Source organism: Coprococcus intestinalis (assembly GCF_023656595.1).
GTDB classification, from domain to species: Bacteria; Bacillota; Clostridia; order Lachnospirales; family Lachnospiraceae; genus Coprococcus_A; species Coprococcus_A intestinihominis.
Map to the genome: position 1 here is coordinate 193839 of NZ_JAMOKJ010000004.1, position 19708 is coordinate 213546.

At 45.0% G+C, this 19708-nt stretch carries 14 protein-coding genes; all 14 read right to left on the bottom strand.

Annotated elements, in window-relative coordinates; translation table 11 throughout:
* Positions 1-603: a hypothetical protein gene (locus NBH03_RS05170; protein WP_250797848.1), complete on the bottom strand. Its 603-nt coding sequence runs from the start codon at positions 601-603 to the stop codon at positions 1-3.
* A gap of 128 nt (positions 604-731) precedes the next feature.
* Positions 732-1004, bottom strand: a complete 273-nt coding sequence (locus NBH03_RS05175) for a hypothetical protein (protein ID WP_029732141.1) — start codon at positions 1002-1004, stop codon at positions 732-734.
* Between the two features lie 10 nt (positions 1005-1014).
* Positions 1015-1317, bottom strand: a complete 303-nt coding sequence (locus NBH03_RS05180; RefSeq protein ID WP_015522621.1) for a hypothetical protein — start codon at positions 1315-1317, stop codon at positions 1015-1017.
* 145 nt (positions 1318-1462) lie between these two features.
* Positions 1463-5605, bottom strand: a complete 4143-nt coding sequence (locus tag NBH03_RS05185; RefSeq protein ID WP_250797852.1) for a SpaA isopeptide-forming pilin-related protein — start codon at positions 5603-5605, stop codon at positions 1463-1465.
* Positions 5606-5794: 189 nt separating this feature from the next.
* Entirely contained in the window at positions 5795-6742 is a 948-nt protein-coding gene (locus tag NBH03_RS05190) for a ParB/RepB/Spo0J family partition protein (RefSeq protein ID WP_250797854.1), read from the bottom strand.
* Complete coding sequence (locus NBH03_RS05195; RefSeq protein WP_250797856.1) at positions 6696-7523, bottom strand: ParA family protein; 828 nt, start codon at positions 7521-7523, stop codon at positions 6696-6698. Before NBH03_RS05195 ends, NBH03_RS05190 begins: the two co-directional genes overlap by 47 nt.
* A 125-nt stretch (positions 7524-7648) precedes the next feature.
* The gene (locus NBH03_RS05200; RefSeq protein ID WP_006857231.1) at positions 7649-7828 is read right to left on the bottom strand and encodes a hypothetical protein; all 180 of its coding nucleotides are present in this window, start codon (positions 7826-7828) and stop codon (positions 7649-7651) included.
* 252 nt (positions 7829-8080) lie between these two features.
* Positions 8081-10705 carry a pyruvate, phosphate dikinase gene (gene ppdK, locus NBH03_RS05205; protein WP_250797864.1) on the bottom strand — a complete coding sequence of 875 codons (2625 nt, stop codon included), beginning with the start codon at positions 10703-10705 and terminating at the stop codon, positions 8081-8083.
* A gap of 353 nt (positions 10706-11058) precedes the next feature.
* The gene (locus tag NBH03_RS05210) at positions 11059-12456 is read right to left on the bottom strand and encodes a glycine--tRNA ligase (RefSeq protein ID WP_015514318.1); all 1398 of its coding nucleotides are present in this window, start codon (positions 12454-12456) and stop codon (positions 11059-11061) included.
* 42 nt (positions 12457-12498) lie between these two features.
* Positions 12499-13134: a hypothetical protein gene (locus NBH03_RS05215; protein ID WP_117540009.1), complete on the bottom strand. Its 636-nt coding sequence runs from the start codon at positions 13132-13134 to the stop codon at positions 12499-12501.
* An 85-nt stretch (positions 13135-13219) separates the two neighbouring features.
* On the bottom strand, positions 13220-13972 hold the full coding sequence (gene recO / locus NBH03_RS05220) for a DNA repair protein RecO (RefSeq protein WP_015514320.1): 753 nt from the start codon (positions 13970-13972) through the stop codon (positions 13220-13222).
* A 15-nt stretch (positions 13973-13987) separates the two neighbouring features.
* Positions 13988-14890 (bottom strand): GTPase Era, encoded by a 903-nt coding sequence (gene era, locus NBH03_RS05225; protein ID WP_015514321.1) that lies wholly within the window; start codon positions 14888-14890, stop codon positions 13988-13990.
* Positions 14891-14980: 90 nt separating this feature from the next.
* On the bottom strand, positions 14981-17920 hold the full coding sequence (locus NBH03_RS05230) for an insulinase family protein (protein ID WP_227081200.1): 2940 nt from the start codon (positions 17918-17920) through the stop codon (positions 14981-14983).
* 202 nt (positions 17921-18122) lie between these two features.
* Positions 18123-19577, bottom strand: coding sequence for an IMP dehydrogenase (guaB, locus tag NBH03_RS05235; protein ID WP_015514323.1), 1455 nt, complete (start codon positions 19575-19577; stop codon positions 18123-18125).
* Positions 19578-19708: the final 131 nt, after the last annotated feature.

Here is a 19708-nt window from a genome sequence, read left to right on the forward strand (position 1 = left end):
TCAGCGTTCCTCCCGATTTCGTTGCTTTTTCTCTTTTTCCTGCTGCTTTATTTTCACAAGGGCTTCCTTTGCCCAATCGGGCATACATTCGGGCTTGATTTCGCCAAGCACATCATACCTTTCCCATCTGGCTCTTTCACCTGTGGCAAGACAAGTTCCGAACACCGCCTGACCTCTGCCGCCTGTTGCTCCGTGTCCACCGTCTGCCAATACAAGCTGATAGGCGGGGTGTTGATATTCATACCGCTTCGGCTCGGAATTGATAACCACCACTTTACCCACAATGTTACGCATACCGTCATCGGGGATACAATGCTCTTTTGTAAACACGGTCTTATCAAAGGGGAATTTGGATAATTCCTCTTTGGTGCGGTCAATCTGTGACTGTACTCGGTCAACAAAAATCTGCATTGCTTCCAGATAATCGTCCGAAGCAACACCCTCTGTCGGCCACGCTGCTGACAGAGGATTGTGGTAGTCGCAATAGCATACCATAAAGGGATGAAGGTCTTTTGTATCAACACCGAACACGACCTCTTTATCTCCGATATAGATGCTCTGGGTAATCTCGTAATTACCGAGCATTCTTTTTTCTTTACTCATTCGGCTGCTCCTTTCTTTCCTTTTTCTCTTTCTGCTCGTCTAAAATCTTGCGGATACAGACATCGCAGAAAATAACTGACCCGTCCTTATATCGGGGATAAGGACAGGTCGTGCAGTCATATTTTATTTTATCGCTCACGGTCATCACCGTTTTTCTGCTTCTGGGCAGGCTGATTATAGGGCATACGGCACTCTGACTGGTATCGTTCATTCAGCTTTTGCCGTGCAGCATCAAGCTCATTCGTGTAATAACCCCAGAAATAATTTGAGCCGCCCTTGCAGTACCAACACACATAAGGATTGGGTGCGTTGGGATTGTGACCGATGACAAGCTCTGTACTCCCGATAGTACAGCTCTCGATGATTTCATAGTTCTGATTAGAGCGTTTTTCTTCGTCCATAAGCACCTCTCTATTCTTTGGCATAACGCCGATAAGCTTTCTCGCCCGTGGCTCTCATTTTCTGAACAGGGCGGCTCCCTGCAAGCTCTGGATACCGTGCCTGCAGCTTGCGGCGTGTCCTGCTGACGCTCTCAAAGCTCGGCAGACCGAGATATTTGTGCTGCGTCATTATCTCCGCAAGCGGCATTGCCCCTGCATCCTTCAGACAGGCATTACAAAGTGCAAGATACAGCACCATATCGTCATTTCTGGCATCTTCATTCTTTTCCAGAACAGCCCTGACTTTCTTTTCAATAGTTTTAAGGTTTCTCATTGTTACCTCCATAAAGGAAAGGGCGGCATCTTTCAGCCGCCCAAACCACTTACTTATTCTTTCTGTTACGGATATTCAGCCATACCGCCGCACCCACAATGAACACGACAAGCACGATTGCGATAATGGTTTTAGCGTCCATCAATTAGTCCTCCTTTTTCTTCTTTCTGTTCTTATAGCCGACAAATCCGAGAACGCCCGCACCAACAACAGACAACGCTGCAAGGCTTACCCATAAGCCCAGATTGAAGTCATCGCCTGTTTTCGGGGTATCCCTGAACTCATTGTGCATCTGCACGATAGCCGTAGCGTCCACCTTGACCGTTACCTGTTTATCGGCAGGAAGGATATATCCTGCGGAAGCCTTGTCGCTTACTTCGGATACGGTATAGTCGCCAATCCGCAAGCCCTCAATCACGATTTCTCCGTTCTTCTCTGTCTTAAAGGTCTTGTCATAGTTCACGCCTGTCACACGGAAAGAGAAGCCCTCCACCTTACCGTCAGAGGAAGTCTTTACGATTTTAAGAGAGCCTTTCTGTGCTGCGTTGATAAAGCCAACACCCGCCTCGTTTTCCACGGTGTAGGTCTTGCCGTTCTCCTCGATGGATACAGCATAAACATCTTCATCAAGCACAAAGCCTTTCGGAGCTTTGGTTTCCTTTACCAGATATTTGCCGTAGCGGAGTTCACTCATCTGGTAAACGCCGCCGTCAAGTTCTTTCATTTCGCCAAGCAGCGTATCGTCTTTATCCAGTTTCTCATCGCCATTGGTATCGGAGTAAACCTCAAATACCGCACCAGACAGCTTGTTGTCGGGATAATCCTCATCAACCTTTGTCAAAGCGATATTGCCCTTAATGAAGTAGTTGACCAGTTCGATTTCCACAACTTCGTCCACCTTGCCGATAGTCACGGCGATTTCTTCCTCAGAGAGTACATATCCCTTCGGGCTTTCGATTTCACGGATTATCCAAGTTCCATACGGCACTTTGGCAAAAGAAAAACTACCATCATCTTTTGATGTGGTAGCGGCAATCGCATTTTCCTTTGTAAACTCGGTAGTTCCTGTCTTGAAGATACCGATAACTGCACCGCCCAGAGTTTTTCCGTCCTCATCAGATTTCTTACCGCTTACAGAGCCGTAAATAATGTCATTTGTGATAGCTTCGCCCTCGTTGGCTGTAATGCGGACAGTTTCGGTATCCTGTCCTGCGTATTCAAAAGTAACAGGGTATTTTGCATCGCTGACAATATATGCGGAGTTGGTCGAGATTTCCTGCACATAATAGCTGCCCATCGGCAGGTCGCTGATTGCTTTCCCGTGACCGCTTTCATCAAGGGAAATGACCTCAATCAGACCGTCCGCAGGAATGGTCTTTCCATCTGCGGCTGTGAGTTCCTCCGCCGCATACAAGCCAAAGGTCACATCAAAGATTTCTCCATTCTTGCCAATGCCGTAGGCTTCATCAATGGCAAGGCTCTTGATGAGGTCTATTTCAACACGCTGTCTTTCATTATAGAAAGAAGTAGCCGTTTCCGTTACATCAACATTCTGTCCTGCATATACAAGCTCAACAAAATGGACTTCCTCATTCAGCACCATTCCATACGGAGCTGTGATTTCCTTAACCGCATATTTTCCAAGATACAGTTCTTTGGATTTTGCTGTACCGTCCTTTCCTGTTGTAACGGTGTCCACAACCTCGCCCTTGTTTGCTCTGACCGTTCCGTCCAGAGTGACAATATCCTCGGCTGCGGTAATCTCATAGACTGCACCCTCAAGACCGCTGACAGAGAAAATCGGCTGATACAATCCCTTATCGCCTGCAACGGAGCTGAATACCTCGCCAGACTTTTCTACGGTAATTGTGCCTTTCTGTGCCATATTGGAACGTACTACCTCAATAACGGTAATGCCGCTTTCTTCCTCGGAATTTTCCTGCACCACATCAAAATAAACAGGCTCGGAATTTAAGACATACCCATACGGGGCTTGTACTTCCACAAGGGAATAGCCTTTGCCGTATTCCAATGTCTGCGGTGTGATAAGGTCGCCGTCTGCCGTAGTATAGAAGGTGTCAATGGTCGTCACTTCGGGATAAGTGAAAGTCATAGTCACAAGATTTCCATTCGGGTCGTAAATCTGGAAGCCTGCACCTGCATACGGGATTGTATTGCCTGTTTCCACATCTTTCTTTACGATTTTGATATAGCTCTCAAAGTTAGCGTTGTTGATAAGGTAGCGGTAGGTCTGACCGTCCTTGCTGATAAACACATCAAAGTCTTTCATCAGCTCACGCCCCTCCCAACCAGAGGTCTGACGGACGGTATAAATGCCATACGGCATATCCTTTGTCTGGGCAAAGCCGTTCTCGTCACAGGTCAGCACATCACGCTCGGTTTCCTTTGCATTTTCATAGCTGTCTGCGGATTTGAGGAACACTTCAAATACCGCACCTTCTTCAGGTGTTTCAATCTGGGTTTCTCCGTTGTCCGTATGCTTGATGATTGCGATATTGCCTTTGATGACCTGTTCATTCACATCGTTTGCGGTACTGTTCAGCTCTACCGTGTATAGCTCTGGTTCTGCACCTACCTTGTGGATTGCGGTATCCAGAAGATACCCCTCGGACGGGCTGATTTCACGGACAGTCCAATCATTGTCACAGATATAATACTTGGTCGTAAACTGACCGTTTTCATCAGTCGTGTAGGTGTCAATCAGTTCCTCACCCTTATAGATGCCGTAAACCGCACCTGCAAGGGAAGCGTCGCCCTGCGGAGAACCTGTTTCTGCATCGGTCTTTGTCACAGTCACTTGGAATTTCTTCAACACATTGTCGAAGCTGCGTTTTGTGACCTTGTTCCATTCAATCGGAGCTGTCTGGGAAGCAGGAACGACATAGCGGACTGCGGTATCCACTTCCTCAACCACATACGGGGTATCGCCACTGATAAGGACATTTTCAAACTTAGCCAGTCCGTTTTTATCAGTCACGGCATACTCGTCAACAGGCAAGCCGCTTAAAGATGTGCCATAAAGGTGGAATTTCATTCCCTCCACCAGATTGTCCTCGGAAGTCTTGACGATTTCCAGACTGCCACGCTTCAAAGTATTGCTGAAGGTCACAGTAGAGGTTTTTCCTCCGATAAGTGTGACGGTCTGGGTTTTTTGCGGCTCATAACGGTCAATAGACTGTTCTGTGACCGTATAAGTGCCAGGGAATAATCCCTCCACGGAGACAGAGCCGTCCTTTCCTGTCTTAACTGTTTTATTGAAGTTATCACCTTTGATTGTAAAAGAGATGCCCTCCACAACTCCGTCCTCAGAAGTCTTTTTGAGGGCAATCGTGCCTGTCGGCGTTTCGATATTGATATATGCAGACACGGTATCAGCATTCTCCACACCTGTTACCAAATCCTGCAAGTTCGGGTCGCCATAGGCAATGAGCTTTGCACTGCTGCTGACAGTCGGCACATTGTTCCTCTTTGCCGTAATGCGGACAGAACCGCTGATAGCTACGGTGGAGCTGATTGTCAGCTTATTTCCAGACTTCGATACACTCACATTGCTGTCAGAGCTTGAAAAGCTGTAATCGGAAAGGACGCCGTTGCTGTCCGTCAATGTGGTGCTGTACTTTCCGTCCTTGTAGGCAAGCTCCTTTGTGATGTCATTCTTACCGCCCGACATAAAGCTCGGAATGGTGTTATGCTCACGCAGCATTGCAACAATCTGGTCATACACTGCCCTTGCTCCGCTGTTGGCATAATTTGAACCGAAGTGCAGGCTGTAAACGGTAGTGCTTGTCTGGTTATATGAGCCTGTGGCTTCACGGCAGCCTGTGACAAACTCCCAAACGAGTGTCTGCGTGGCAAGCCATTTTTCATCATCACTTCCCGACAGATTATTTCGGTTGCCCTGATACCCATAGAGCAGGGCAAGCCCAACCGCCTTTTTCTGATTGGCTGAAAGGGCGTTCCAAGTATCAGAGGAAGCCTTTTTCAAGGTGTTTCCTGTTTTCAGCGGTACTCCCGGCTGAATACAAAACGCATTCTCTCCGTCCACAAACATACGGTACTTGTAATTTCCCGTTCCGCCTGCGGTATAGCCGCCGATATTCGCACTGGAATTGTACCTCATCGCATTACCGTTGCTGTCATAGGTGTGGGAAAAGGAAATCGTCCCGATGTCACCCGCAGCAAACGCCGTCGCAGGCATTATGGATAATGCCGTGACCGCAGCCATTACAAAAGCCGCAGCCTTTTTGAACAATTTAGGGATTTTCATAGTTACCTCCTGTAATTTAGATTGAATATTTTGCCTTACTGACCGAAAAAAGCTGCCCGTTATGGACAGCCTAAAGTATTTCTTTTCTCGGATAGTTACTGGCAGTAGTTAGGGGGTGAGGTGTGGAGAGGGGGAAGCCAAAATAATGGCTATCCACTCAAATGGGCAGACCTCGCCCTCGATGTGTGGCTATCTCTCGTGAGCCTTGTTCCGCTGCAAGTGTCGGTTATAAAACTCTAACGCCTTGACAACAAAATCCGTTTCCTGCCCTCTGGGAACAGTCTTGGGAATGAGCTTGGTTATCCTCTCGTCACGGAAAGCAGGTTTTTCCTTCTGGTTGGGCTTTTCTTCCTCCATAATGGACTGGATAACCTCGGAAGTGAGCTTGCCGTCTTGGTTATACTTCTTCATTTTGATAGCCTGTGCCAATGACGGGGTAGCATCGTTGTACTCCATTGCTTCAAGCAGGGTGTATTGCTGTTCCTCGGTCAGATAAGAAACCTCAACCGCAGGACGAAAAGCAATCTGCCTTTCATCTACCATTTGCAGGATTTCGGGAACAAGCTCCGTTAGACGGATATAGCGGCGGATTTGCTCACGGCTTTCTCCAACCTCTTTACCCAGTTTCTCATTTGTTCGAGTAGTATCTAAATCTGACACCATTGGTGTCAAATTATCTTTGCTCGGTCTGCCTGCTTGCCTGTTCATAGCTTCCAACCGCATTTTATACGCAAAGGCTTTTTCACTCGGTAGAATAACAGAGCGTTGGAGATTACTTTCCACCATAACAATAATGGCTTCGTCACGGGTAAGCTCTTTAACCTCGCATTTCAGCGTTTCAAGCCCCGCAAGTTCACAAGCCTTTTTTCGCCTGTGACCACTGATAAGCTCATACCGTCCGTTCTCTTTTAAGCGAACTGTCGCAGGGGTCATTACACCGTTTCGCTTGATACTCTCGACAAGCTGTTCCATATCCTCGTCCATTAAAACCTTGAACGGGTGGTCTGGAAACTCGTCAATCTCCGATATGGGAATATCCCTTATCTTAGAGAGCTTTGCTTCCTCACGGCTTTCGTCCGTCTGAAAAAGGTCATCGTATGCGGTCAGCTCGATTTTGGTTTCTCTGCTTCTCGCCAATCTCTGCCACCTCCTTTCCAAATTGCTCATAGGCTGCGGCAACCTTGCCGCTTTTGTCGTAGGCAAAGATACTTTTTCCCTCTGCGGTAGCTTCCACCGCACGGATAGAATGAGGTATCTCGGTATCAAATACCTTGATTTTCTTACCGTATGCACTTTTGACCGTTGCCGTAATTTCCTTAGAAATGTTGATACGGGGCATTACCATAGTCATTAAGATACCGTCTATCCGCAGCTTTGGGTTGATTTGCCGCTTGACCATTGATACGGAGCGAAGCAAAAGCTCCAGACCTTTAGCCGAGAGATAGTGGGGCTGTGTCGGGATAATCACGCTGTCAGCCGCCGCCAGAGCATTGATGGTTATCATGCCTAAGCTCGGCATACAATCAATAAGCGCATAATCGTAATTCTTTTTAACCTCATTGACATAGGTTTTCAGCACACGCTCACGGCTCATTGCATTGATTAGCCTTACCTCAAAGCCCGACAGCTCAATGTTTGACGGAAGTAGGTCAACGTCCTCGCTGTGGTGGATAATACCCTGTGAAGCATCAAGCGTTTTATCGTCTATGATGTTCTGCATCACAGTAGAGAGCGTTATGGGAATATCGTCTGGTCTGTTATAGCCCAGAGCCATCGTGAGATTTGCCTGTGCATCGGCATCAATCAGCAGGACTTTTTTACCCTGCTGCACCAGACTTACACCCAGATTGACCGCTGTGGTTGTTTTTCCGACGCCACCTTTCTGGTTAGTCAGAGCAATTACTTTGCAATTTGACATAGATGCGTCCTCCTTTCACATAGATTTAGCCACTTTGTCAAGGTAGCTATGTAAACAGTACCAGAGAACGCAAAAAAGCCGCCTACTCTTAAAATCAATAAGAATAAGCGGCTTCGTAATTTGCCTTAGACATATTCAATTTTCATTCTCTTGGTCGGTGCATTTATGACCTTAAAAATAAGCTCGTCAATACAATCCGTATATCTGCCTTGCTGTATGAGCTGATTTTTTAACTCTACAAGGCTATGTATCAAAAGTTTTCTTTCGTGGCTATCCAAATACAGATGATTAAATTTCTCTCTCATAAGCGCACCTCCACTTCTTTAGCTTCATTATATTGGAAAGCAGGGGAAAGGACAAATCTGCAAAAAGGGACAAAAAATAAGCGTACCACTATTTCTAATGATACGCTTATCGTATTTAACTGTTAATCAAGGTCTATGAATACCCTTACAGTGGTATCTCTCCACTGATTTTTCCTTACATACTGTCCGTTAGCCTTTCGATAGGCTGCTGCCTGCTCGAAACTAAGCGGCAATTCAAAGGAAAGAGAACTCCTACCTATTTGCGATAGCTGCCTGGGCTGCTGCCAATCTTGCGATTGGCACTCTGAAAGGTGAACAGGACACATAATCCAGACCTATTTTATTGAAGAATTCCACGGATGACGGGTCGCCGCCATGCTCGCCGCAGACACCGATATGCAGTTTCGGATTAACCGGACGACCAAGGTCAATGGCCATCTTCATCAGTTTGCCGACACCCTTCTGGTCTACCTTGGCAAATGGATCACTCTCATAAATCTTGGCATCATAGTAAGCGTTCAGGAATTTGCCTGCATCATCTCTTGAGAAACCGAAGGTCATCTGTGTCAGATCGTTGGTACCGAAACTGAAGAAGTCCGCCTCGGATGCAATCTCATCCGCTGTCAGTGCTGCTCTCGGAATTTCAATCATTGTACCAACTTCATATTTCAGATCAATACCAGATGCTTTAATTTCTGCATCCGCTGTTTCTACAACAGTTCTCTTGACATATTTTAATTCCTTGATTTCGCCTACCAGCGGAATCATAATCTCAGGCACCAGTGTCCATTCAGGATGTGCCTTCTGGACTTTGATGGCGGCGCGAATAACTGCTCTTGTCTGCATGACAGCAATCTCAGGATAGGTGACACTTAAACGGCAGCCGCGGTGTCCCATCATCGGGTTGAATTCATGAAGTCCCTGAATGATGCCTTTAATATGATCAATGCTCTTGCCTTGAGCTTTTGCTAATTTCTCAATATCCTCTTCCTCTGTAGGAACAAATTCATGCAATGGCGGGTCAAGGAAACGAATCGTTACCGGCAGTCCTTCCATGGCCTCATAAATCTGTTCAAAGTCATCCTGCTGATACGGCAGAATCTTCTCAAGCGCTTTTTCGCGTTCTTCCTTCGTCTCTGCACAGATCATTTCACGGAAAGCATCAATTCTGCCCTCGCCGAAGAACATATGCTCGGTACGGCAAAGACCGATACCCTGTGCACCGAGTTCACGGGCTTTTCTGGCATCTCTAGGTGTATCTGCATTGGTACGAACACCCATAGTGCGGTACTTGTCCGCCCAACTCATAATACGTTCGAATTCACCGGCAATAGTTGCATCAACGGTTGGAATAATACCTGCATAAATCTTGCCTGTTGAACCATCTATGGAAATAGCATCACCTTCGTGATATTCTTTGCCACCGAGGGTAAAGCGTTTATTCTCTTCATCCATGACGATATCGCCGCATCCAGATACACAGCATTTACCCATACCACGGGCCACAACCGCTGCATGGGATGTCATACCGCCGCGAACAGTCAGGATGCCCTGAGCTGCCTTCATGCCTTCGATATCCTCCGGGGATGTCTCAAGACGGACAAGCACAACCTTTTCACCCCGATCTGCCCATTCTTTGGCATCATCTGCCGAAAATACAATCTTGCCGCAGGCAGCACCAGGAGAAGCACCAAGGGCTTTACCGATTGGAACGGCATTCTTTAAAGCGGCCTGGTCAAACTGTGGATGAAGCAATGTATCAAGGTTACGCGGGTCAATCATGGCCACTGCCCTTTTTTCGGAAATCATGCCTTCATCTACTAAATCACAGGCAATCTTAAGTGCAGCCTGAGCGGTACGTTTGCCGTCACGAGTCTGCAGCATATAGAGATGACCATTTTCAATAGTAAATTCCATATCCTGCATATTTCTGTAATGGTCTTCAAGTTTATGGCAGATACCAACAAACTGGTCATAAACATCCGGCATAATCTCCTGCAGATGAGAAATCTTCTGTGGTGTACGGACACCGGCCACAACATCTTCACCCTGGGCATTCAGAAGGAATTCACCCATAAGACGATTCTCACCGGTTGCCGGGTCACGGGTAAAGGCAACACCTGTACCGGATGTCTCTCCCATGTTGCCGAAAGCCATCATCTGTACATTGACAGCAGTTCCCCATGAATATGGAATATCATTGTCCATACGGTAAACATTAGCTCTTGGGTTGTCCCAGGAACGAAAAACAGCTTTGATGGCATAAATCAGCTGATCTGTCGGATCATCCGGGAAGTCTTTGCCGACTTTCTCTTTATATTCGGCTTTGAACTGGTCTGCCAGTGCGTGCAGATCATCTGCTGTCAGGTCGATATCCAGCTTGATGCCCTTTTCAGCCTTCATCTTGTCAATGAGTTCTTCAAAATACTTCTTGCCCACTTCCATAACGACATCGGAATACATCTGGATAAATCGTCTGTAGCAATCCCAGGCCCATCTTGGATTGCCGGACTTCTTCGCCAGGACATGAACGACTTCCTCGTTCAATCCGAGATTCAGGATTGTGTCCATCATGCCGGGCATGGAAGCTCTGGCACCGGAACGAACGGATACAAGGAGCGGATTCTCTTTATCACCGAATTTCTTGCCGGTAACCTCTTCCATTTTTGCAATAGCTTCCATAATCTGGTCAAGAATCTCCTGATTGATATATCGTCCATCCTCATAGTACTGTGTACAAGCTTCTGTTGTAATTGTAAAACCTTGCGGAACAGGTAAACCGAGATTCGTCATCTCCGCCAGGTTGGCACCCTTGCCACCTAACAGTTCTCGCATACTTGCATTACCTTCTGTAAACATATAAACCCACTTGCGCATTATAAATCCCCCTTAATTGCTTGTGTACCTAGAATCACAATGAAATCCCGGTGCAGAATTCAAGTCTGCTGCGCTGATATATTTTCCATCTGAATTCATGTGCAAAATACACTACAAAATGATATATACTACAAGTTCCAATATCTATATTTTAGCACTTTTTTCTTAAAAAGCAAATGCTATATAGTGAATATTTAACAAATATTTGCCAGTTATCATTCGGCATATGCATACATCATCCAATAAACTGCACAATTATCAATAGCCTATTCAATTCTTCGACTATAGACAACATAAAAGGCATGTAAAAAATCATTTTTCACATGCCTTTTCAGTCGTATTTTTAAATCATCTTAGTAAGCCAATTTCTCCATGAAGTAAGCTGTCAGATCTTCAATCTTCACACGTTCCTGTTCCATAGTATCTCTGTCTCGAACAGTTACGCAGCCATCTTCTTCGGAATCGAAATCATAAGTAACACAGAATGGTGTGCCGATTTCATCCTGTCTTCTGTATCGCTTACCGATATTGCCTCTGTCGTCATATTCGCAGTTCCAGTTCTTGGAAAGTTCTGCATAGACAGCTTCTGCTTTCTCACCCAGTTTCTTGGATAATGGGAGTACACCAATCTTGACAGGAGCCAGTGCCGGATGGAAATGAAGAACTGTACGCATATCCGGTTTCTCTTCTGTGCCGATATTCTCCTCATCGTATGCGCCGCAGAGGAATGCAAGTACCACACGGTCAGCACCCAGAGAAGGTTCAATGACGAATGGGATGTATTTCTCTTTCTTACCTTCATCAAAGTATGTCAGATCTTCGCCGGAAACTTCCATATGACGTGAAAGGTCATAGTTGGTTCTGTCTGCAATGCCCCATAACTCGCCCCATCCGAACGGGAAGAGGAATTCAATATCGGAAGTTGCTTTGGAATAGAAGGAAAGCTCTTCAGCTTCGTGGTCTCTGACTCTCATCTCATCCGGTTTGATACCCAGAGTCTGAAGCCAGTTAATACAGAATTCTTTCCAGTATGCGAACCATTCAAGGTCTGTATCCGGTTCACAGAAGAATTCCAGTTCCATCTGTTCAAATTCTCTTGTTCGGAAAGTAAAATTGCCTGGTGTGATCTCATTTCTGAAAGACTTACCGATCTGTCCGATGCCAAATGGAATCTTCTTACGGGATGTTCTCTGGACATTCTTGAAATTAACGAAGATACCCTGTGCAGTTTCAGGTCTCAAATAAACGGTATTCTTCGCATCTTCTGTTACACCCTGGAATGTCTTGAACATCAGGTTGAACTGACGGATATCTGTGAAGTTATGCTTGCCGCAGGTTGGACAGCAGATATTCTTCTCATCGATGAAGTTGACCATCTGTTCGTTAGACCAGCCATCAACGGAACCTTCCAGTTCAATACCGTTGTCCTGACAGAAATCTTCGATCAGTTTGTCTGCTCTGAATCTTTCATGACATTCTTTACAATCCATCAGCGGATCTGAGAAACCGCCCAGATGGCCGGATGCAACCCATGTCTGAGGGTTCATCAAAATGGCACAGTCAACGCCCACATTGTATGGATTCTCCTGGATGAATTTCTTCCACCAGGCTTTTTTTACATTGTTTTTTAATTCAACGCCAAGGTTACCGTAGTCCCATGTATTGGCAAGTCCGCCGTAAATTTCTGAGCCCGGATAAACAAATCCGCGGGCTTTAGCAAGTGCTACGATTTTTTCCATTGTTTTTTCCATGTTCTTTACCTCGCAATTTTATTTATGCTATCAAGTGAAAGATCACTTGAAGAGAATCACTGACGGATCATCCGAAGTCTGAACTGTATGATCATCCACCAGAGATACATTTTTACTGTAGTACATAATCTTACCGTTGGTCTGAATGCGCACAGAACTATCTGTATAAATGAGATGAAGATGCTTATGCTCGGACAGATCTTTAAAAGTAGTCTCCTCTCCGCTTTTCACCTCAACCAGACCATCTATATCTGCAATACGTTCATCTGAAGCAGCTTCTTCCATTGAAAGAAATTCAAAATCCGTCTCATTGAAAGCGTCATAGATATCCATATTCAAATATCCAAGTGCCATTGCCGCAGTTTTTGCATCCGGGTCCGTCTCAACATAATGAACGGAAACAGCTGTAATTTCTTCATCATCCGATTTCTTATCCTTCGGCTGCTCCTGAGGATTGGCCTGATTGAATGCATCCACCTGCTTGTTGACATACGCTGTCAAGTCTGACAAGGAATAATACTCCTTGTCAAAGGATTCGATTACAACTTCCTCGACAGAACCGTCTCCATTTACGCCGATCGTCGACTCTGTCACATTGGACAAATCAACTTTCCTTCCGGTACATCCGGCCAGAAGCGTCATGCACAGCAATACAGCCGGTAATATGCAATGCTTCATTATATGACCTCCTGTCTGTGTATGTCTCATTCATTGTATCCTTAAAATACCAGTTTTTCAATCCCTTTTTGAGAATTCTTTTACTTTACACATCTTCCATCATCGTCAATATTTCAAGAGACTTAAAACGCCTGTCAATATATTGGTTTCGATAACGTTCGATGATTGACTTGAGATTATTAAGGACATCATCGGAGACCGTAAATGTATATATTGTTTCAATAGGTGTACTGATAATATACTGCATGGTATAAATGGCTGCCGGGCTTATAGAAATCGTTGTCATTTTCTCATGTCCGGCGCATTTCTCGCAGAGCAGTCCGCGATAACGGGCACTGAAAACAGATAGATTTTCTGTTGTATGACAGCAGGCACACTCAAAGCATTGCGGACATTCTCCGTTAACAGCCATAATTTTCAATTCATAGATACACCGGATTAAAGGATAGGCAATGGTTTTCTTGCACAGCGCCCGCACAGTCTGATAGAGAAGCTTTAGCATTTCCAGATCATCTGCGTTTTCACGGCCATAATAATCAGCAAATTCAAGAAAATAGCAGCCATAACAGGTGGCATCCATGTCTTTTCGAAATTCCTCGAAGTAATTCATTACTTTAACACTGGAGATTGTATAAGCACTGCGGCCTTCCAGTAACATAAATTCTCCGAATACAAAAGGCTGTGCAGCTGCCATCAGACTATTGCCGGGCCTTTTGGCGCCTCGGGCAAACCCGTGAATCTTGCCCCGTTCCTTTGTCAGAATGACAACCCTTTTATCATATTCTCCCACAGCCATCGTTGAGATCACCATACCTGTGACTTTTACCAACTCAGCCATTTGGACACATCTTTCCTAGTATTCTTTCTTATCGTAACCAAAGTTCTTGATGAGAAAATCGCTGTCTCTCCAGTCTTTCTTAACTTTGACCCAGAGTTTTAAGTTGACTTTCTTTCCAAGCATATCCTCGATTTCCGGTCTGGCCTGAGAACCGATTTTCTTAAGCATGGCGCCCTGTTTGCCGATAATAATGCCTTTGTGAGAATCACGTTCACAGATAATGGTGGCATCAATATCAATGAGCCTGCTGTTGCGTGCTTTCATCTGATCAATAGAAACAGCGATGCCGTGAGGTACTTCTTCATTCAGGGATCGTAAGGCCTTTTCGCGGATCAACTCTGCAACAATCTGTCTCTCCGGCTGATCCGTAACGGTATCTTCATCGTAGAACTGCGGACCATACGGCAGATATTTCATGATGACTTTGATTAAATCTTCTGTATTGTCCCCTTTAAGTGCAGAACATGGAACGATTTCTGCAAAATCACAGATATCTTTGTATGCGTCGATGCTTTTGAGGATTTCTTCTCTCTTTACGGTATCAATCTTATTGATAACAAGAATAATCGGTGTTTTCGTTTTTCTTAACTGTTCTGCAATATGCTGTTCACCGGCACCGATAAAAGTCGTTGGTTCAACAAGCCAGAGAATGACATCCACTTCACTTAAAGTGCGTTCTGCAACTGTTACCATGTACTCGCCCAGTTTATTCTTGGCTTTGTGGATACCCGGTGTATCCACAAAAACAATCTGGCCTTCTTCGCTTGTGTAAACCGTCTGAATGCGGTTTCTTGTTGTCTGCGGTTTATTGGATGTGATGGCTATTTTCTGTCCGATCAAATGGTTCATTAATGTGGATTTGCCAACGTTCGGACGACCGATCAGTGTTGCAAATCCGGATTTGTATTGTTGATTCATAAATTCTCCCCTGTTTGATTCTCAAGACATTTTTATATGTCTTATGTTTCCTAAATTGAACTGCTTAAAGCTTTTGAATCACTTGGTATGCTATTGAGTAAGCTGTGCCACGTATTCAAAACGGTCCTTTTCTTCTGTGATCTTGCTTTCACTGCCTACAACGCAGATATGACCGGCTTCAATGACTGACGCAACAGCCTTTGAAAGGCCTCTCAGATCGTCAACAGTTGTTGCAAGAAGCTCATCTCTGTTCTTCTGTATCTGTTCAAAACTGCGTTCCCCGAGAAACGCTGCCAGTGAACGGTTTCCCTTCATAGAAGCTGTCATCGGCAGGTCGATGGCACCAACGGCACCGATGATATACTTCGTCAATTCTCTGTCATCTAATGCCAGAGACCGGACATAGTCGGCTGCGTTCGCATAAATATCATAAGTCTTTGCAAGATTCGGATCTCTGTAAGAAGTGAAATAACCATTGCCACTTGGCGCAAAACCGCACATACAGCCGTATGCACCGCCTTTGACTCTGACATTATTCCAGAGGTATTCATTGCCCAACACATTCTTCAGCACATTCATACTGCCGCTGTAAGCCATACCTGATCCCCCAAAATTGCCTACACAGGCATTATACTGTACCATACCGGATGTGATAAAAGCTTCATTGTGTCTCGGGCATGTGCCGATGGTTTTGACTGCACAGTCGACAGCGCTCATCGGCGCAGTGTATAACTTGCCGGCAAAAGATACGAGTGGCTTTGTACATATCTGCATGCCTTCATGATCAACGGTCATATCCGCCATAAGGTATGCTTTTCTGAAAATCTTCTGACCGATTGTCTGCAATTTATGAATGATTTCTGTTTTTCTGGTGTCATAATCTTTCAGTATCGCACACAAGAACTGATAGAAAGCAATGCCTTCTACGAGTTCTTTGTACCAGCTGCCCTGGTTGAAATAAGACATGGCTCTGTTTACAGCCGTTGAATGACCATTTGACATAAAGCCCATTTCAAGACGGGATTTCAGCTGGTTTAGAATCTCTTTCAGACGCTTCTCATCATCAAAATGGGTATGAAGTAAAATATCTTCAAATAATTCAAACATCTTTGGCACTTTGCTGTACAGGACTTTGCCGGACATTTCAAATCGTGGCTTATAAGTATCACTGCCCTGAAGACCGTAAATGTTCACTGCTGTCCGAAGACCGCCGGTATATAAATTCACCTCATCTGTCAGTTCCTGATAGGTATAGTGATCTGTGTTCATATTGCCAAGAACTTCTGTCAATATGCCGAGATAAGGAACCTCTTCCGCATCTATATGGGAAATATCAAACAGCAGATCAACATAAGCAATTCGATTAGTTTCAATTTCGTGCTGCAGAATAGCAATACCTTCTTCCGACAACACCTTATTGTAGATAGGTTCAGCCTCTTTGCGGATATCATCAATTGTCAGCAGTGGGATCATTTCAAGGATCTCTTTTGGCGATGGTTCACTCTGATATTGCTTCAATTCTTCGGTGGCTGCAATGAGCTGCTCCAGTTCTTCCTCTGAAAGGGAAGCCTTGTATTCTGCCAGCTGATCAGCCAATGCCTGCTCTTTTCTTGCTGCGAGCCCCTTAGATGGGCAAAGCAGATAAACAGAACAGTGGGTATTATCAATCATATAGTGTCGGATCAAGTCCTCAAAATATCCCTTGGAAAGGCCCTCTCTTAATTCATCATAAACTGCCTGGAATTTCAGATGAACAAAAGGCTTATTGTCATCATAGAGCCAGCTGTCCATTAACTGTAATCCGTACATCAGCCCCTTTGGCCAGCGGCCGAAATCACCTTCTCTTGACTTGAATTCATAATAATTCAAGGCGCCTTCAAGTGTCTTGTGGTTCAGCCCGCCATCTGCCAGCTTCTTTAATTCAGTTTGGATCACCTGAACAATTTCATCTCTGTCTTCTTCATTAATATTCTTGATGATAATGGACAAATATGGCTGTATCAGACTTGTCTCGAACATACCATAGATATCTTCCCCAAAGCCTTTGTCTAAAAGCGCCTGTTTCAAAGGTGCTCCGGGAGCTTCCATCAGTGCATATTCAAGAATCTGAAACCCAAGGCAAAGCTTGGCATCAAGGCTGTCACCAACGACCCAGCTGTATGCCATATAAGCGGCATTGTCTTCTCTGTCATCATTGCCGATCGGGTATTCACCACGGGTGACAGAAGTGTGGGCAAATGGAGCCTGCTTTGCAATAGCGGAATCTACCCGGGTATTATCAAATTGGCATAGGTATGCTTCATCAATAAAAGCCAGTTTCTCTGCCACGTCCATATTGCCATACAGGTAAATGTAGCTGTTGGATGGATGATAATACTTCCTGTGGAAATCCAGAAACTGCGCATAGGTCAGTTGTGGGATGACATCCGGATCACCGCCGGACTCGACACTATAGATGGTGTCCGGGAACAGTGTATCGGTGATCTTTCTATATAAAATCTGTTCGGGTGCTGAAAAAGCGCCCTTCATTTCATTATAGACAACACCATTGTAAATAAGGGGTGCGTCCTTGTCTGTTAACTCATAATGCCAGCCTTCCTGTCTGAAGATCTCATCATGAATATAAATATTCGGATGAAAAACGGCATCCAAATAGACATGCATCAAATTCTGAAAATCTGCATCATTGCAGCTGGCAATAGGATAAACCGTCTTGTCCGGATAGGTCATCGCATTCAAAAATGTATTAAGAGAGCCCTTCGCCAATTCTACAAAAGGGTCCTTGGCAGGAAACTTCTCTGAACCGCACAAAACCGAGTGTTCCATAATATGGGCAACGCCGGTACTGTCCTTTGGAGGAGTTCTGAAACCAATATTGAAGGTTTTATTTTCATCATCATTAGCCAGAACAGCGATTCTTGCACCGGTTTTCCTGTGTCTGAGCAGTGCTGCCTGGGATTTGATCTCATCTATATATTCCAGACTGACGATTTCATAGGCCGCCGGAATATGAGTAAATTTGTCTGTCATTTTATGCCTCCTGATCATTTTCGCATTCGTGCCATCTATTATAACACATTTTGTTATTAATCGTAAACAAGGGTCATCCTTTTATTATCCGGCTGTTGGATAAAAATATGCAAAAAGCTGCTGCAAAATTGAAAATTCTTCTTCAATCCTGCAGCAGCCGACTTATTGTTTGAAATTTTGCTTGGCTCTGAACAGTTACAGATTAAGCATCGACACTGTAGTTTGGTGCCTCTTTTGTAATGTGAATATCATGCGGATGGCTTTCTTTCAAAGCTGCCGCAGAAATCTTCACGAAACGTCCGTTTTCTTTCAGTTCTTCAATTGTTCTTGCACCGCAGTAACCCATACCTGCACGGAGACCGCCAAGGAGCTGGAATACAGTGTCTTCAACGAAGCCTTTGTAAGCAACACGGCCTTCAACACCTTCAGGAACCAGTTTCTTGGCATCTGACTGGAAGTATCTGTCCTTGCTTCCGTTTTCCATAGCAGCGATAGAACCCATGCCTCGGTAAACTTTGTATTTTCTTCCCTGATACAATTCGAAGCTGCCCGGGCTTTCATCACAACCTGCGAACATGCTGCCCATCATGCAGACATTGGCACCAGCTGCGATTGCTTTTGTTACATCACCGGAATACTTGATACCGCCATCAGCGATAATCGGAATATTGTGTTTCTTGGCTGCTTCATAACAATCCATAACAGCTGAGATCTGAGGAACACCGATACCGGCAACAACACGTGTTGTACAGATAGAACCAGGTCCGATACCAACCTTGACACAGTCGACACCAGCTTCGATCAGTGCTTCTGTTGCTTCTGCTGTGGCAACATTGCCTGCGATAACCTGGAGATCCGGATAAGCATCCTTGACCATATGAACGGTACGAAGAACATTGGCTGAGTGGCCGTGTGCCGTATCGATAACGATAACATCAACATGGGCCTTAACAAGTGCATCTACACGGTCAAGAATATCTGCTGTAACACCAACACCTGCACCGCAGAGCAGACGTCCCTGGGCATCCTTTGCAGACAGCGGATACTTGATCTGCTTCTCAATATCCTTGATTGTGATCAGACCCTTGAGGTTGAAGTTATCATCAACAATCGGAAGTTTCTCTTTGCGGGCCTGACCGAGGATCTTCTTGGCTTCCTCAAGTGTCACGCCTTCTTTGGCTGTAACTAAGCCTTCGCTTGTCATACACTCTTTGATCTTTTTGCTGTAGTCTGTTTCGAATTTAAGATCACGATTGGTCAGAATACCAACAAGCTTCTTGCCCTCTGTAATCGGCACACCCGAAATTCTGAACTTTGCCATCAGACGATCTGCATCTGCCAGTGTATGTTCAGGGGATAAATAAAATGGGTCTGTGATAACGCCATTCTCAGAACGCTTTACCTTATCTACTTCTTCCGCCTGGGCTTCAATAGACATATTCTTGTGAATAATACCAATACCACCCTGTCTTGCCATTGCGATGGCCATGCGGTGTTCTGTAACAGTGTCCATGCCTGCACTCATCAGAGGTACATTTAATCTGATTGTATTCGTCAGCCATGTAGAAATATCTACCTGGTTAGGAATGACTTCAGAATAGGCTGGTACAAGTAAAACGTCGTCAAATGTAATACCTTCGCCGATAATTTTGCTCATTGCATATTCCTCTCTTTCGTTATATAAGTTTGACAACCTATATTCTGTTCAGATCATAAGTTGTCATTGATAGTGACTTGCTTTAATTTTTAAAAAGTTTAACAAACTGTAAAAAAAATGTCAACCATTAT

Excerpts from the sequence above, each read along its gene's own strand:
- NBH03_RS05170 (WP_250797848.1), bottom strand. The coding sequence starts at position 603 with ATGAGTAAAGAAAAAAGAATGCTCGGTAATTACGAGATTACCCAGAGC.
- NBH03_RS05175 (WP_029732141.1), bottom strand. The coding sequence starts at position 1,004 with ATGGACGAAGAAAAACGCTCTAATCAGAACTATGAAATCATCGAGAGC.
- NBH03_RS05180 (WP_015522621.1), bottom strand. The coding sequence starts at position 1,317 with ATGAGAAACCTTAAAACTATTGAAAAGAAAGTCAGGGCTGTTCTGGAA.
- NBH03_RS05185 (WP_250797852.1), bottom strand. The coding sequence starts at position 5,605 with ATGAAAATCCCTAAATTGTTCAAAAAGGCTGCGGCTTTTGTAATGGCT.
- NBH03_RS05195 (WP_250797856.1), bottom strand. The coding sequence starts at position 7,523 with ATGTCAAATTGCAAAGTAATTGCTCTGACTAACCAGAAAGGTGGCGTC.
- NBH03_RS05200 (WP_006857231.1), bottom strand. The coding sequence starts at position 7,828 with ATGAGAGAGAAATTTAATCATCTGTATTTGGATAGCCACGAAAGAAAA.
- ppdK (WP_250797864.1), bottom strand. The coding sequence starts at position 10,705 with ATGCGCAAGTGGGTTTATATGTTTACAGAAGGTAATGCAAGTATGCGA.
- NBH03_RS05210 (WP_015514318.1), bottom strand. The coding sequence starts at position 12,456 with ATGGAAAAAACAATGGAAAAAATCGTAGCACTTGCTAAAGCCCGCGGA.
- NBH03_RS05215 (WP_117540009.1), bottom strand. The coding sequence starts at position 13,134 with ATGAAGCATTGCATATTACCGGCTGTATTGCTGTGCATGACGCTTCTG.
- recO (WP_015514320.1), bottom strand. The coding sequence starts at position 13,972 with ATGGCTGAGTTGGTAAAAGTCACAGGTATGGTGATCTCAACGATGGCT.
- era (WP_015514321.1), bottom strand. The coding sequence starts at position 14,890 with ATGAATCAACAATACAAATCCGGATTTGCAACACTGATCGGTCGTCCG.
- NBH03_RS05230 (WP_227081200.1), bottom strand. The coding sequence starts at position 17,920 with ATGACAGACAAATTTACTCATATTCCGGCGGCCTATGAAATCGTCAGT.
- guaB (WP_015514323.1), bottom strand. The coding sequence starts at position 19,577 with ATGAGCAAAATTATCGGCGAAGGTATTACATTTGACGACGTTTTACTT.